Source organism: Alloyangia pacifica, assembly GCF_003111685.1.
Taxonomy (GTDB): domain Bacteria; phylum Pseudomonadota; class Alphaproteobacteria; order Rhodobacterales; family Rhodobacteraceae; genus Salipiger; species Salipiger pacificus_A.
The window spans coordinates 366,404-381,299 of record NZ_CP022190.1; the positions used below are offsets into that span (position 1 = coordinate 366,404).

Sequence of the window (14,896 nt, forward strand, 5' to 3'; positions counted from 1 at the left end):
AAGGGGCGGCGGGGGCGCGGGGATTGCAATCAGCCTGTGCGCTCAGCAACATGGGCGGAGAATCTCAATGAGGTGCGCCATGTCGCTCGAGAAAGCCGCCCGCGCGGTGCGTGAAAACGCCTATGTCCCCTATTCGAAGTTCAAGGTGGGGGCGGCACTGCTGGCGCCCTCGGGGACGATCTATGCCGGCTGCAACGTCGAAAACGTGGCCTATCCCGAGGGCACATGCGCCGAGGCCGGCGCCATCGCCGCCATGGTCGCCGCGGGAGAGACCGAGTTCCTCGAGGCCTATGTCGTCGCCGATTGCGAGCACCCGCTGCCGCCCTGCGGCGGCTGCCGGCAGAAGCTCGCGGAGTTCGGCAAGTCTCATGCCAAGGTGACGCTCGCGACCACCGACGGGGCGACGCTGGAGACCACCGTCGGCGAGCTGCTGCCCGGCGCCTTCGGTGCGGGGCACATGGACCGCGTCTGATGGACGCGCGCACGGTCATCGCGGCGCTGCGCCGGGGCGAGCCGCCTTCCGACGAAGGGCTGCGCTGGTTCGCCCAAGGGCTTGCCGATGGCACGGTGAGCGCGGCGCAGGCCGGCGCCTTTGCCATGGGCGTCTGCCTGCGCGGTCTTTCCGAGGAGGCGCGGGCGGTGCTGACGCTGGCCATGCGCGACAGCGGTCACGTCCTGCATTGGGATTTCCCCGGGCCGGTGCTCGACAAGCATTCGACCGGCGGTGTGGGGGACTGCGTGAGCCTCGTGCTGGCGCCGATGCTGGCGGCCTGCGGGGCTTACGTCCCGATGATCTCGGGGCGCGGGCTCGGCCATACCGGCGGCACGCTCGACAAGCTCGAGGCGATCCCGGGCTACGTGACCGACCCCTCGGAGGACCGGCTGCGCGCGGTGCTGCGCGAGGCGGGCTGCGCCATCGTCTCGGCCTCGGAGGGGATCGCCCCGGCGGACAAGCGGCTCTATGCCATCCGCGACGTGACCGCGACGGTGGAGTCGCTCGATCTCATCACCGCGTCGATCCTGTCTAAGAAACTGGCGGCGGGGCTGGAGGGGCTGGTGCTGGATGTGAAGGTGGGCTCCGGCGCCTTCATGAAGACCATGGCGGAGGCACGGGCGCTGGCGCGCTCGCTGGTCGGCACCGCGAATGCGGCGGGCTGCCGGACGACGGCGCTGATCACCGGCATGGACCAGCCGCTCGCCGATGCGCTTGGCAATGCGCTGGAGGTGCGCGCCTCCATGGAGGTGCTGACCGAGGGCGCCGGAGGGCCGCTGCTGGAGCTCTCCGTGGCGCTCGGCGCCGAGCTGCTGGCGGGGGCCGGGATCGACGGCGGCGAAGCGCGGCTGCGCGAGAGCGTGACAAGCGGCGCGGCGGCGGAGCGGTTCGGGCGCATGGTGCATGGGCTTGGCGGGCCCGTGGATTTTGTCGAAGGCTGGCAGGAGATGCTGCCGCAGGCGCCGGTGGTGGTCGACGTGCCTGCGCCCGGGGCGGGGCACGTCGCCGCCATGGACGGCGAGGCGCTGGGGCTCGCCGTCGTGCATCTTGGGGGCGGGCGCGAGGTCGAGGGCGATCCGGTCGATCCCTCGGTGGGGCTGTCCCGGGTGGTGCGGCTCGGACAGTCACTCGAACAGGGCGAGCCGTTGGCGCGGGTCCACGCGGCCAGCGCGGAGGCGGCGCAGGCGGCGGCGCGGGCGGTCACGGCGGCGGTCCGGATCGGCGAGGCGCCGGACGTCGGCCCCTTGGTGCGGGAAAGGATCGCCTGATGCGGGCATTTCTGCTGGTGATGGATTCGGTGGGCATCGGCGGCGCGCCGGATGCGGCCTCCTATTTCAACGCGGGCGTGCCCGACACCGGGGCGAACACGCTGGCGCATATCGCGCAGGCCTGCGCCGAAGGGCGCGCCGAGGAGGGGCGCAGTGGGCCGCTGCGGCTGCCGGTGCTGGATGCTCTGGGGATGGGGGTCGCCACGCGGCTGGCCAGCGGCGAGGCGGTGCCGGGGCTCGGCGCGGAGCCCTCGGGGCTCTGGGGCGCAGCCTCCGAGAGGTCGAAGGGGAAGGACACGCCCTCCGGGCATTGGGAGCTGGCGGGCCTGCCCGTCCCTTGGGATTGGCACTACTTCGCCGTCGCGCAGCCGGTCTTTCCGGCGCAGCTGCTGGCCGAGGTCTGCGAGATCGCCGGGGTCGAGGGCACGCTCGGCAACTGCCACGGCTCGGGCACGGTGATGCTGGACCAGTTCGGCCCGGAGCACCAGCGCAGCGGCTGGCCGATCTGCTACACCTCTGCCGACAGCGTCTTCCAGATCGCCGCGCATGAAGAGAGCTTCGGGCTGGAGCGCCTGCTCGATCTTTGTGAGAAGATCGCGCCAACCCTGCACGAGATGAAGGTGGGAAGGGTCATCGCGCGACCTTTCGTCGGCGCACCGGGCCGCTACAGGCGCACCACCAACCGGCACGATTACGCGATCATGCCGCCGGAACCGATCCTCACCAACTGGGCGCAGGACGCCGGGCGGCGCGTCTACGCCATCGGCAAGATCGGCGACATCTTCTCGATGCAGGGCATCGACGAGGTCCGCAAGGGCGATGATGCCACGCTCATGAGGCACCTGTCCGATCTCGTGGACAGCGCCGAGGACGGCGCGCTTACCTTTGCCAACTTCGTCGAGTTCGACAGCCTCTATGGCCACCGCCGCGACGTTTCGGGCTACGCCCGGGCGCTGGAATGGTTTGACGTGGAGCTCGGGAAGCTGCTGCCGCGCCTGCGCGAGGGCGACCTGCTGCTGATCACCGCCGATCATGGCAACGATCCCACGTGGACGGGCACCGACCACACCCGCGAGAGGGTCCCGGTGCTTGTGTACGGGCGCGGGGCAGGGCAGATCGGGCAGATCGCATTCGCCGATGTGGCGGCAAGTATCGCGGCGCACCTCAAGGTGCCCGCACAAGGACCGGGAAGGAGCTTCCTTTGAGAGACCCAAGAGACCACGACGAGGAAAGCCTGCACCGGATCAAGGGCTTGCCCAAGGTCGAGCTGCACCTGCACATCGAGGGCGCAGCCCCGCCGTCCTTCATCCGCGGGCTGGCGCAGGAGAAGAAGGTGCGCCTCGACGGCGTGTTCGCCGAGGATGGCTCCTACATCTACCGTGACTTCGTGCATTTCCTCGAGGTCTACGAGGCGGCCACCTCGGTGCTGAAATCGCCCGAGGATTACGCCCGGCTGACCCGCGCCGTGCTCGAGGAATGCGCGAAGAATGGCGTGATCTACGCCGAGACCTTCATCTCGCCCGACTTCTGCGGCGGCGGCGATCTGGGTGCGTGGCGCGAGTATCTGCACGCCATGCAGGACGCGGCGGACAGCGCCGAGCGCGAGATGGGCATCACCCTGCGCGGCGTGGTCACCTGCGTGCGCCACTTCGGCCCAGAGAAGGCCAAGGCCGCGGCGCGCTGCGCCGCCGAGACCGCGGGCGACTGGATCTGCGGCTTCGGCATGGGCGGCGACGAGAACCGCGGCGAGCAGCGCGATTTTGCCTACAGCTTCGACATGGCCCGCGAGGCCGGGTTGCGGCTGACAACACATGCCGGCGAATGGCGCGGCGCGGCCGAGGTGCGACGCGCGATCGAGGATCTCGGGGTCGAGCGCATCGGTCACGGCGTGCGCGCCATCGAGGATCCGGCGCTGGTCGATCTCATCGCCGAGCGCGGCATCACGCTCGAGGTTTGCCCCGGCTCGAACGTGCGGCTCGGTGTCTACCCCTCGCTGGCCGCGCACCCGATCCAGAAGCTGCGCGATCGCGGCGTCAGGGTCACCGTGTCGACGGATGACCCGCCGTTTTTCCATTCCACCATGGTGCAGGAGTACGAAAACCTTGCACGCACCTTCGGATGGGAAGAAGAGGACTTCATCGAGATTTCCAAGACCTCCGCAGATGCGGCCTTCTGCTCGGCCGACACGCGCGAGGCGCTGCTGAAAAGACTGGAGAGCGCATGAAACACCTGACCGTCGTCGAACACCCGTTGGTGCAGCACAAACTCACCCTGATGCGCGAGAAGGACACCTCCACCGCGTCGTTCCGCAAGTTGCTGCGCGAGATTTCCCTGCTGCTGGCCTATGAGGTCACCCGCGAGTTGCCCGTCACCACCAAGCAGATCGAGACCCCGCTCTGCGCGATGGAGGCCCCGACCATCGAGGGCAAGAAGCTGGCACTGGTGTCGATCCTGCGCGCCGGCAACGGTCTGCTCGACGGCATCCTCGAGCTGATCCCCGCCGCCCGCGTCGGCTTCGTCGGGCTTTACCGCGACGAGGAGACGCTGGAGCCGGTGCAATATTACTTCAAGGTCCCGAAGAACCTCGAGGACCGCACGGTGATCGCCGTCGACCCGATGCTCGCCACCGGCAATTCCTCGGTTGCCGCGATCGACCTGCTGAAACAGGCCGGCGCGCAGAACATCATCTTTCTGTGCCTGCTCGCCTCGCCCGAGGGCGTCAAGCGCATGGAAGAGGCGCATCCGGACGTTCCGATCATCACGGCCTCGCTCGACGAAAAGCTCAACGAGAAAGGCTATATCGTTCCGGGACTAGGGGATGCGGGGGACCGCATGTTCGGCACAAAATAAGCCCCCTCAACGCTTTACAGCTGCGCGGCGCTCATGCAATGCTGGCCGCGCAGCTTCCCGGGGGGCGACATGCGTATCAAGGTTTCGGCAAGTTCCGCCATTCTCACATTCGGCACGGCGATCGGCTCCGCTCTCATCGGCGCCCCCGTGCTGGCTCAGCGGATCGACACGATCAGCACTCCGGCAGAAGTGCCCCCTGCCAGCTATACCGAAGCGCAATACGTCGACAGCCGCGGCTGCGTGTTCATCCGCGCCGGTTTCGATGACGCGGTGATCTGGGTGCCGCGGGTCAGCCGCGCTGGCGAGCCGGTCTGCGGCTATGCGCCCAGCCTGTCCGGCCAGAGCCGCACCGCCGCCGCCGAGGCGCCCGCGGCCAAGCCCGCCCCGGTGATCGCGCCCGCGCCGGCGTCCAAACCCAAGCCCAAGCCGGTTCAGGCCGTAGCCGCGCCGGCCCCGAGCCGTGCCACCGGGCAGCCGATGGCCACGGTCGCCTCGAAACCCGCAGCCGTGGTCAAAGCTCCGGCCTCCAAGCCGCCCGCCGCCCCGGCGCCGCGGGTGGTTTCCAGAGTTCCGGCCGCGCCGGCGGGGTCGGTCGCGGCGGTCCCTGCAGGGGCGCTTGTCGGCGGCGCCTGCACCCCCGGCTTCAGCGGCGAGATCATCAGCGACGGCCGCACCCTGCGCTGCGGTCCTCAGGCGGCGCCCTATGCGACCGAGGTGCGCCGCGGCGAGGCGCCCGCGCCCGGCAAGAAGGTCTACTACAACAACGGCAATGGCACCGGCAGCTGGCAGGACGGCAAGCTCCTGGTGCCCGGCAGCACCCGCATCCTGCCGCGCCACGTCTACGAGGACGGCCGCGCCGAACGCGTGATCGTCCCCGCCGGATATCGTCCGGCCTGGGAGGACGACCGGCTGAACCCGCACCGCGCCTTGCAGACGGTCAAGGGGTATTACGACACCCAGCGCGTCTGGACCCACGAGGTGCCCCATGCCTCGACCGCCGGCACCGTGGTGACCGCCGTGGCCCCGCGCGTGCGTCTCGAGGGCGACCCGGCGCTGCGCCCCGCGCCCTCGACCACCGGCGCGGTGGTCGCCGCGGCCTCCGACAGCGTTTCCGACGAGGGTCCGGCGCTGCGCTACGTGCAGATCGGCGCCTTCGCCACGGCGGAAAGCGCCGGACAGGCGCGCAGCCGACTGCAGGCGGCGGGTCTGCCGGTGCAGGAACTGCTGCGCAAGTCCGACGGCCTGCGCCGCCTGAGGGTCGGCCCCTATTCCGACGCGCGCGCCGCCAGCCTCGCGCTGGCCAAGGTCCAGGCCACGGGCTACCGCAGCGCGACCCTGCGCTGAGCACAGCTTTCTGCTGGACGAAAATTGCCGGTGGAGGCGCGCGCAGCGCGTCGGGGGCAGCACCCGGGCCTTGCGTCACCGGGCCGAGCGCACTCCGCGAGCGGCGCCGCGCCGTCAGCCGCCGCAGATTCCCTGCAACCGCACCCAGTCCGCATCGCTCAGCACCGGCACGCTGCCCTCGGCGGCGCGCGGATCGCCCTCGACCAGAGGCAGCACCGACTCGCCGGTGATGTCGCGGGCATAGGCATAGGGCGAGCTGCGCAGCTCGATCTTCGCGAAGCCTTCCAGCAGCGCGTCGAGCGGCACCGGCACCTGCGGGCGGGTAAGAAGCACCTCGGCGTAGCTTTCCAGCGTGCCGCGCGGCAGCGAGCCGGTGGTCAGCAGCTTGAGGCTCGACCAGAGCCCGGCATGGCGCAGCAGATCGCCCAGCGGGTCCGACTGCTTGGCGCGCAACGACTCGGCAAGGATGTAGCCCGCCGCGACGTCCGGGTCCTCGTAGTCCTCGAGCAGATCGCTGCTCAGCAGGATGATCCCGCCGGGCAGATGCGCCGTGTCGCGGAGCCCGTCGTTGAGCACCACCAGATCGCCGCGCCGCGCCTCGCCCAGCACCCGCGCGGCGAGGTGGCGCAGCGGGCGCGCAGACTCGGTTGTGCCGCAGGGACGACCGGAGACTCGGGTGATCTGGCCAAGCAGGGCCTGGCCGATCTCGACGCGCTTGGCGCGGGGCACGACGCGCTCGGCATGGTCGAGCAGCGCGCCCGGCAGCCAGAGCAGGATTCCGGCGGCGACCAGCGCGGCAACGCCGATGATCATGCGCAGGCGGAGCTTCCCGGGCTTGGGACGCCGCCGTTCGATGTCGCGCAGCACCCGGTCGATGGCGTCGATCATCGTGCTCTCGTCCTCGGCCAGCTCCAGCGTTTCACCGGGATCACCGTCGGGATGATAGAGCGCCGGGCTGCGGCCCTTGTTGGCGCGCACCACGGCGGCCATCGACCAATGCGACAGCGCCCGGCCCGAGACGTCCGACACGGTCAGCGTGGCATCCCCCATCGACAGGATCACCTCGCGCCGCTGCGCGTCCGGCTCGGGCCGCCAGAGCGCGGTGGCTTCGAGGCGCTGGTACTCCTTGAGGGCTGTCATGCTCGGGGTGCGTTCTCGGCGATATTCGGGGCGTTTCTGGGGCGCTTGTCCGGGCCGGGGGGCCCGCTGCTCTGCCTTGTCTTCGCCTCTGATTATCAAGCTCCCCCAGCGGGAGCAATCTCTGCCGCGCGGCGCGGCCCGCGCGCGGCGCCGCTGTGCGGTCACGGTTGCGAAAAAGACGCGGGTTCCCGGGGGTTGCCGATGTTCAGCCCGGCGCGGCGTGGCGCGGCTAGGGTTGGCGGCATGATCATCTCGGGCTTCGGCTGAGGGCTGCGGCGATCGTGGCGACGGTCCGAAAAAATATGTTCGTTTAAGGGCGATTAACTATTTCGTTAACCATTTGTTAAGAAGTTCGCGATTTGACTGGCTGCACGGTCGCGACCTCGTACACTTGCGACCGTGCCAGGGGGTGAACCGCTCCTATGATCGTTTCCGTTTTCTTTATGCTGGCAAGCATTTGATCTTGGTTCGGGTACACCCTCTGGCATTTTTTGATCCCGCCCCACCTCTACAGACGCACGTCGTATCTGCCTGCCGCCGCCCGCTTCCCGGGCGCGCCTGCAGAGCAAGATGCACTCAGTGCACGGGATCGAGAAGGGCGTTCGGAAGGCGACAATCCTTAACGACGTCCTGGCCGCAGGGCACGGGCTCCAGCGCCTTTGACAGGCACAGTCGCGCCTCCTGGATGCGGCCGGACTGGCAGGTGATGGTCAGCATGTCCGGCTCCCAGCCGGGATTGGCCTGCAGGAAGGCCTCCTCGATCACCTCGGCCGGGAGGCTGACCGGCGCATCGAGGCGGCGCAGCACCTCGGGGCGGGTGACACCCTCGTAGGCGCGGCGGGCGAGCGCGAAGTAGTCCTGCGACGAGAGTCCTGCACAGGCGCCGTGCTTCTTCCACTGGTACCAGGCCAGCCCCGCCGTACCCATGATGTCGGCCATGGCGGCGGTCTCCTTGCGGCTCGGCGGGCGGGCGGAGCTGTCGCAATAGGAGGGGTAGCCGCGCGTGTATTGCGGCCAGAGCCCGTGCAGCACCCAGCCGAGCGGGCGGTCGCATTGCGGCGAGTTCCGCGCCTTGCCTTCGAGCGCGCACCAGGTCGGCGACCAGCTCAGCGACAGCACGTAGTAGTCGAACACCCCGGCGCGGTCGCCCTCGGCCCGGGCGGGCGTGGCACAGGTGACGGAGACGAGCAGGATCAGCAGCCAGCGCATTTTCTCTTCCCTCTTGGGTTCCGCGAGACTATATAGGCCCGAAGTTCCCCGACAACGGTAACCCGTCCTGGAGAAGTAATCCGGGACCTCCCGAGGCCAACGCCTTGGGGGAGGGGAGAAGATTTACGTAAGGAGATGACCCATGGCAAAACTGCTGCATCCCAAGGCGACCGCTGTCTGGCTCGTCGACAACACCACTTTGACCTTCAAGCAGATTGCCGACTTCACCGGCATGCACGAGCTGGAAATCCAAGGCATCGCCGACGGTGACGTGGCTGGCGGCGTGAAGGGCTTTGACCCGGTCGCCAACAACCAGATCGAGCAGATCGAGATCGACAAGGCCGAGAAGAACCCGCTCGCCAGGCTCAAGCTGAAGTACAACCCCGCCGCTGTCGACGAGGACAAGCGCCGCGGCCCGCGCTACACCCCGCTGTCGAAGCGCCAGGACCGTCCGAACGCGATCCTGTGGCTGGTGAAGTTCCACCCCGAGCTGACCGACGGCCAGATCTCCAAGCTGGTGGGCACCACCAAGCCGACGATCCAGTCGATCCGCGAGCGCACCCACTGGAACATCCAGAACATGCAGCCGATCGATCCGGTCGCGCTGGGGCTGTGCCGCCAGTCCGAGCTTGACGCCGCCGTGGCCAAGGCCGCGAAGAACCGCGACGAGGTGATGACCGACGACGAGCGCCGCAAGCTGGTGTCGACCGAGCAGAGCCTCGGCATGGACAGCCACGAGCCGCGCCTGCCGACGGCGATCGAGGGTCTCGAGACCTTCTCGCTCTCCGATCCGCGCGGCGAGGACGACGAGGAAGAAGACAAGGGCCCGAGCGATTTCTCGGATGCGGACAGCTTCTTCAACCTGCCCTCGAGCGACGAGGATGACGACGAGGACGACAGCGACGATCCGCGCGGCTGACAGGCGCGTCCGCTGACCACTCGAGAGCCCGTCGCAGCCTTGCGGCGGGCCTTTTCCATGCCGAGGCGCGGGCCGCCGCGCAGCGCCGCCGGGCCGGATCACTGCCCCGGCAGACACAGGTCTTTTACCTTTGCGTCAGCCGCCTGCGCGCCCGATTGACGGAGATCTCGCGACCGGATATCGCCCGCGATGATGCACCCCGAGGCGGTGCAGCGTGTCGCCCGCCGCGTGGCCATTACCGGCAAATGAGCGGGCCCCTTTGGACAGATAAATGATGCTGGGAACGTCTTTTCCCTGTGGTGATCCGCTTGCCGAGCGCCGCGCCGCTTTTGCCGAGACCATGGCCCACCTGGGCGATTACGGCGGCGCGATCGAGGCGCTGAGCCGGGCGATGGATCTGGTGCCGGGCTGGGCCGCGGGCTGGTTCCGTCTCGGCGAGTATCATGAGGCCGTGGGCGAGGTCGATGCCGCTGCCGATGCCTGGGACAAGGCCGTGGCCGCCGACCCCCGCGATCCGCTGGGCGCCGGGCTGCGCCGCGACCTGTTGCGGGGCGTGCCGGTGGCCGAGAGCATGCCTGCGGCCTTCGTCGAGCTGCTCTTCGACCAATACGCGCCGCGCTTCGAGCGCTCGCTGGTCGGCAAGCTGAACTACCGCGGTCCCGAACTGCTGCTCTCGGCGCTGAAGGCGCAGGGCTTCATGCGGGCGCGGCACGCGCTCGACCTCGGGTGCGGCACCGGGCTGATGGGCGAGCTGCTGCGGCCGCATTGCGACCGGCTCGACGGCTATGACATTTCCTCAAAGATGCTGACCGAAGCCGCGGCGAAGGGCGTCTACGACGCGCTCGAGAAACGCAACATCGCCGAGATGTCGGCGATCGTGCCACGCTATGACCTGATCCTTGCGGCGGATGTCTTCATCTATCTCGGCGCGCTCGAGCGGGTGATCGGCTGGTGCGCCGGGGCGCTGGCGCCAGACGGGCAGATCGCCTTCACGCTGGAACTCGGCGAGGCCCCGGTGCAGCTGCGCGAGAGCCGCCGCTTCGCCCATTCGCGGGCGTATATCACCGGCCTGATGGCTGAGGCGGGCTTTGCCGAGGTGACGCTGACCGGCTGCGCGCTGCGGCAGGACCGCGGGCAGGACGTGGCGGCGCTGCTGGTCACCGCACGTGCGCCTGCGCGCGTGCTCGACCGCGAAGGCGACGGGGAAACCGAGGCGCTGGTCTAGGCCGGCGCCGCGGCGCGGCTCAGAAGCCGAAGCTGAGGTGCAGGCGCAGGGCGCTGTCGCCCGCGAAGTTCGAGGCCGCCTCGAGCCGCCCGCCCAGCCCGCGGCCGTCGGTGGTGCCGTAGTCGAGGCCGAGCGAAAGCTGGTCCTCGCTCAGCAGCTCACTGGCGTCGAAGCTGCGGCTGCCGGTCTCGGTGACATAGGTCATCTCGTCCTGGTCACCGCCGAAGACGGTGTAGGCGGCATAGGGGCGCAGGATCCCGCCCACCGCGCGCATCGGCGCGCCCAGCTCGGCGCGGAAGGCGGTGGAATAGGTGACACGGCTCTGGATCTCGCCGCCCTTGCGGGCAAGCTCGTAATCGCCCGTGGCATGGCGCAGCACGTCGCCCGTCACCACGAGGTCGATCCCGGTGCCCGGCGCCGCGCCCTCGCGCAGCAGGGTTTCACCGCGCAGACTGAGGCCGAGGGTGCGGCCGTCGTGGTCGGTGCTGCCGGAGGCCGAGGCCGGGCTCGAAAGCTTGTTGTGGGTGCGGCTCATGAAGAGTGCGCCGCCGTAGCTCACGCCGTTCGACGATCCCGCGTAGCCGGTGCCAAGGAAATAGGAGCGGATGCGCGCCTCGTGGATATCGTCGTCGAGATCGGACGCGCCCTGCGCATAGCCCGCGAAGGCCGAGAGCCCGTTCTCGAAGCCCCAGCCCAGCACCAGCCCCCGGCTGTCGTACTCCGAGTCCTGCGCGTGGTCCGGCGCGGTGCGCCCGCCCGCCGCATAGCCACCGAGGAAGAACCCGTCCCGCCGGCTGGTCACCGCGCTACGGCCGATGCCGAAGCCGATCTCGCGCGACAGCAGGTCGACCTGCGACAGCGGCGCCGGGTCGAGCACGGGGACCGTGGCCTCCTGCGCCTGGGCGGCGAAGGGAAGCAGAGCGGCGAGAAAAGCGAGGCGGAGGGGGGCGGTTGCGCGGATCATGTCGCTGGCTCTAGCGCCAAGGTGCGGTGCCGCCCAGAGGTCGGGGGTCACAGCCGCGTGACCCCGAGGACTCAGAGTTTGCGGCGTGCGTTGAGCGCCGCAGTGATCGTGCCGTCATCGAGATAGTCGAGTTCGCCGCCGATGGGCACGCCCTGAGCCAGCGAGCTCATCTCGACGCGGGTCTCGAGCTGGTCGGCGATGTAATGCGCCGTGGTCTGCCCGTCGACCGTGGCATTGAGCGCGAGGATCACCTCGGTGATGGCTTCGCTTTGCACCCGCGCCACGAGCTGCGGGATGCGCAGCTCCTCGGGACCGATACGGTCGAGCGCCGACAGCGTGCCGCCGAGCACATGGTAGCGGCCCTTGAAACTGCCGCCGCGCTCCATCGCCCAAAGGTCGCCCACGTCCTCGACAACGCAGATCTGGCCATTGGCGCGGCGCTCGTCGGTGCAGATCGGGCAGATCTCGGCTGTGCCGACATTGCCGCAGTTGAGGCACTCGCGGGCGGTGGCGGCGACCCGGCTCATCAGATCGGCGAGCGGTGCGAGCTGCAGCTCGCGCTTGCGAATGAGGTGCAGCACGGTGCGCCGCGCCGAACGCGGGCCAAGGCCCGGCAGCCGGGCCATCATCTCGATCAGCGCGTCGATCTCGCTGCGCTCGGGCATTTCCGGGTCACTCCTCGGTGCGGGACGCCGCAGACCTTCTTGCGAAGGTCCGCTCTGCCCCGCCACGCGCCATGCCTGCGGCAGGCGTCTTAGAACGGCATCTTCATGTCTGCGGGAAGGCCAAGCTCTTCGGTGAGCTTGCGCATCTCCTGCTCGGCGCGGTCCTGCGCCTTGCTCTGCGCGTCCTTGATCGCGGCGAGGATCAGGTCCTCGACCACTTCCTTGTCGTCGCTGTTGAAGATCGACGGATCGATGTCGAGACCCTTCAGCTCGCCCTTGGCGGTGGCGGTTGCCTTGACGAGGCCGGCACCGGACTCGCCGGTCACCATGGTTGTGTGCAGGCCTTCCTGCAGGTCGGCCATCTTGCCCTGCATCTCCTGCGCGGCCTTCATCATCTTGGCCATGTCGCCAAGACCGCCCAATCCCTTGAACATCTGGTCTCTCCTGTCTGGGGCCGCGGCGGGCCCTGTGTCCGAGTTGTCTCCTAGATACGGATCGCGCGTCGGGGCGACAAGGGAAGCGGCGCCGGAATTGCGCAAAACAAGGGCGCTACCGCGCGGAAGTCGCTCCGGGCCGGGCAGACGGCAAATCTATTTGACGTCGCGTCCGGCGACTTCGTCGAGCAGGCGGGTCAGCAAGAGCGCGGCGCCGCCGAGCATCAGCGAGCGTCCGATCGAGTCGGTCACATTGGTCGGGGCGAAGGGCTCGATGTGATCGCGGGTGGTCTGCGCCGCGCGACGTGCGCGAGAGCGGCGCGGAAGGTCGCCGAACTGTTTGGGCGTGGGCACATGGCCGATGCGCGGCTTGGCCTTGATCAGCATCGCGCCGATGGCCAGCAGCCCGCCGGCAAAGACGACGGGGGCGAGGCGCTCGCGCCGGCTGGCAGGCAGGGCGTCGCCGATACGATCGCGCAGGGCGGGCAGGGTGGCCTTGTGAACAGCCTTATGGGGGTCGAAAGTCATGGCGGCTCCTCCGGGTGTGACAGAGGTCAAACCCGGAAAGGCCGCAGGGGTTCCCCCATCGCGCAGCGATCACTCCTCCTCGAAGGGATCCCATTCGTCCTCGACCTCGGGAAGGGCCTCCACCGCGGCCTGCTGCTGCTCGGCCTCGGGGGTGCGGATCTCGACGATCTTCGCCTTGGGGAAAGCGGCGAGGGTGGCCTGCACCAGCGGGTGCTGCTCGGCCTCGGCCCGCAAAGCCAGCTCGGCGGCGTCGCGCTTTTCCACGATGGTCGGCGTCTCGCAGCCGTTGACCAAAGACACGCCCCAGCGCGCGCCGGTGAAGCGCTGTAGCGCCGTGCCGAGCCGCTGCGCCAGATCGCCCGAGGCGTTGCGGGCCGGGGTGAACTCGATGCGGCCGGGCTGATAGGCGGCAAGGCGCAGGCCGCTTTCGACCTCGACCAGCAGCTTCACATCACGATTGGCGCGGATCAACTCGAGGACGTGCTCGAAGGTGGGATACCGCGCGAGCGCGTTGTTCTGCGCCACCGCGGGCACGGCGTTGCCATACATCGCGCTGGGGCCGGAGGGGCCGGGATGGGTCGGTTGCACGTGGCTGGCGTAGGCCTGCGTGCCGCCACCCGCGGGGGCGCCTGCGGGTGCATGGGTGTAGCCACCGCCGGGCCCGTTCGGGCTGGGGGGCGGAGGCGGCGTGTCCTGCAGCTTGCGCAGCAGTTCCTCGGGCGAAGGCAGCTCGGCGACGTGGGTCAGCCGGATCACCGCCATCTCGGCGGCCATCATGGCGTTGGGCGCCTGCGCCACTTCGTCCAGCGCCTTGAGCAGCATCTGCCACATGCGGGTGAGCGCGCGCATGCCGAGGTTGGCCGCCAGCGCCGAGCCGCGCAGCCGCTCGTCGGGGCCGACGGTGGGATCCTCGGCGGCGTCCGGCGTGATCTTCACCACCGAGATCCAATGGGTCAGCTCGGCGAGGTCGCGCAGCACCGCCAGCGGGTCGGCGCCCTCGGCATATTGTTCGGAGAGCTCGGTCAGCGCGCCGGGCGCGTCGCCGTGCATGATCTTCTCGAAGAGGTCCATCACCCGTCCGCGATCGGCGAGGCCAAGCATGGCGCGGACCTGATCGGCGGTGGTTTCCCCGGCACCGTGGCTGATCGCCTGATCGAGCAGCGAGGTGGCGTCGCGCGCCGAGCCCTCGGCGGCGCGGGTGATCAGCGCCAGCGCGTCATCGGTGATCTCGGCGCTTTCCTTGGTGGCGATCCGGCGCAGCAGGTCGATCATCACCTCGGGCTCGATGCGGCGCAGATCGAACCGCTGGCAGCGCGACAGCACCGTCACCGGCACCTTGCGGATCTCGGTGGTGGCGAAGATGAACTTCACGTGCGCGGGCGGCTCCTCGAGCGTCTTGAGCAGCGCGTTGAACGCGCTGTTCGAAAGCATGTGCACCTCGTCGATGATGTAGATCTTGTAGCGCGCCGAGGCCGCCCGGTAGTGCACGCTGTCTATGATCTCGCGGATGTCGCCGACGCCGGTGTTGGAGGCCGCGTCCATCTCCAGCACGTCGACGTGGCGGCCTTCCATGATCGCCTTGCAGTGCTCGCACACACCGCAGGGCTCGGTGGTTGGCCCGCCAGCGCCGTCGGGGCCGATGCAGTTCATCCCCTTGGCGATGATCCGCGCGGTGGTGGTCTTCCCGGTGCCGCGGATGCCGGTCATGATGAAGGCCTGCGCGATGCGGTCCGCCTTGAAGGCGTTCTTCAGGGTGCGCACCATGGCATCCTGCCCGACGAGATCGGCAAAGGTCTCGGGGCGGTACTTGCGCGCGAGTACCTGGTACTTGGGGCTGTCGTCAGTCATGGAATCCGT

15 protein-coding genes are annotated in these 14,896 nt (G+C 69.1%); 8 read left to right on the forward strand and 7 right to left on the reverse strand.

The genetic code is table 11. The features are described 5' to 3' along the window. The first annotated feature begins 79 nt into the window (after positions 1–79). The 6 genes from CEW88_RS14720 to CEW88_RS14745 all read left to right on the forward strand — a co-directional run bounded on the left by CEW88_RS14720 (position 80) and on the right by CEW88_RS14745 (position 5,955). Positions 80–472, forward strand: coding sequence for a cytidine deaminase (locus CEW88_RS14720; protein WP_108968383.1), 393 nt, complete (start codon positions 80–82; stop codon positions 470–472). Beyond that, entirely contained in the window at positions 472–1,761 is a 1,290-nt protein-coding gene (locus CEW88_RS14725) for a thymidine phosphorylase (protein WP_108968385.1), read from the forward strand. The genes CEW88_RS14720 and CEW88_RS14725 overlap by 1 nt, the downstream gene beginning before the upstream one ends. Continuing rightward, positions 1,758–2,966 (forward strand): phosphopentomutase, encoded by a 1,209-nt coding sequence (locus CEW88_RS14730; RefSeq protein ID WP_193989089.1) that lies wholly within the window; start codon positions 1,758–1,760, stop codon positions 2,964–2,966. The genes CEW88_RS14725 and CEW88_RS14730 overlap by 4 nt, the downstream gene beginning before the upstream one ends. Then, positions 2,963–3,985 (forward strand): adenosine deaminase, encoded by a 1,023-nt coding sequence (locus CEW88_RS14735; protein WP_108968389.1) that lies wholly within the window; start codon positions 2,963–2,965, stop codon positions 3,983–3,985. The genes CEW88_RS14730 and CEW88_RS14735 overlap by 4 nt, the downstream gene beginning before the upstream one ends. Continuing rightward, the gene (gene upp, locus CEW88_RS14740) at positions 3,982–4,611 is read left to right on the forward strand and encodes a uracil phosphoribosyltransferase (RefSeq protein WP_108968391.1); all 630 of its coding nucleotides are present in this window, start codon (positions 3,982–3,984) and stop codon (positions 4,609–4,611) included. The genes CEW88_RS14735 and upp overlap by 4 nt, the downstream gene beginning before the upstream one ends. Positions 4,612–4,680: 69 nt before the next feature. Then, positions 4,681–5,955, forward strand: a complete 1,275-nt coding sequence (locus CEW88_RS14745) for an SPOR domain-containing protein (protein ID WP_108969840.1) — start codon at positions 4,681–4,683, stop codon at positions 5,953–5,955. 114 nt (positions 5,956–6,069) lie between these two features. On the opposite strand, the gene CEW88_RS14750 is transcribed toward CEW88_RS14745, so the two are convergent. Further along, positions 6,070–7,095: a hypothetical protein gene (locus CEW88_RS14750; protein WP_108968393.1), complete on the reverse strand. Its 1,026-nt coding sequence runs from the start codon at positions 7,093–7,095 to the stop codon at positions 6,070–6,072. 576 nt (positions 7,096–7,671) lie between these two features. Further along, positions 7,672–8,304, reverse strand: a complete 633-nt coding sequence (locus tag CEW88_RS14755) for a ribonuclease T2 family protein (RefSeq protein WP_108968395.1) — start codon at positions 8,302–8,304, stop codon at positions 7,672–7,674. A gap of 142 nt (positions 8,305–8,446) precedes the next feature. Here CEW88_RS14755 and CEW88_RS14760 point away from each other — a divergent pair, with 142 nt between their 5' ends. Next, positions 8,447–9,223, forward strand: a complete 777-nt coding sequence (locus CEW88_RS14760) for a DUF1013 domain-containing protein (protein ID WP_108968396.1) — start codon at positions 8,447–8,449, stop codon at positions 9,221–9,223. A gap of 271 nt (positions 9,224–9,494) precedes the next feature. Continuing rightward, positions 9,495–10,448 carry a class I SAM-dependent DNA methyltransferase gene (locus CEW88_RS14765; RefSeq protein ID WP_254694513.1) on the forward strand — a complete coding sequence of 318 codons (954 nt, stop codon included), beginning with the start codon at positions 9,495–9,497 and terminating at the stop codon, positions 10,446–10,448. A gap of 19 nt (positions 10,449–10,467) precedes the next feature. Here CEW88_RS14765 and CEW88_RS14770 read toward each other — a convergent pair whose 3' ends face one another. The 5 genes from CEW88_RS14770 to CEW88_RS14790 all read right to left on the reverse strand — a co-directional run bounded on the left by CEW88_RS14770 (position 10,468) and on the right by CEW88_RS14790 (position 14,887). Then, positions 10,468–11,412, reverse strand: coding sequence for a hypothetical protein (locus CEW88_RS14770; RefSeq protein ID WP_108968398.1), 945 nt, complete (start codon positions 11,410–11,412; stop codon positions 10,468–10,470). Positions 11,413–11,483: 71 nt separating this feature from the next. Then, positions 11,484–12,077 carry a recombination mediator RecR gene (gene recR / locus CEW88_RS14775; protein WP_108968400.1) on the reverse strand — a complete coding sequence of 198 codons (594 nt, stop codon included), beginning with the start codon at positions 12,075–12,077 and terminating at the stop codon, positions 11,484–11,486. Between the two features lie 89 nt (positions 12,078–12,166). Continuing rightward, positions 12,167–12,511, reverse strand: coding sequence for a YbaB/EbfC family nucleoid-associated protein (locus CEW88_RS14780; protein ID WP_108968402.1), 345 nt, complete (start codon positions 12,509–12,511; stop codon positions 12,167–12,169). 156 nt (positions 12,512–12,667) lie between these two features. Continuing rightward, positions 12,668–13,039 (reverse strand): hypothetical protein, encoded by a 372-nt coding sequence (locus CEW88_RS14785; protein ID WP_254694514.1) that lies wholly within the window; start codon positions 13,037–13,039, stop codon positions 12,668–12,670. A gap of 69 nt (positions 13,040–13,108) precedes the next feature. Then, positions 13,109–14,887, reverse strand: a complete 1,779-nt coding sequence (locus CEW88_RS14790; RefSeq protein WP_108968404.1) for a DNA polymerase III subunit gamma/tau — start codon at positions 14,885–14,887, stop codon at positions 13,109–13,111. Positions 14,888–14,896 lie beyond the last annotated feature (9 nt).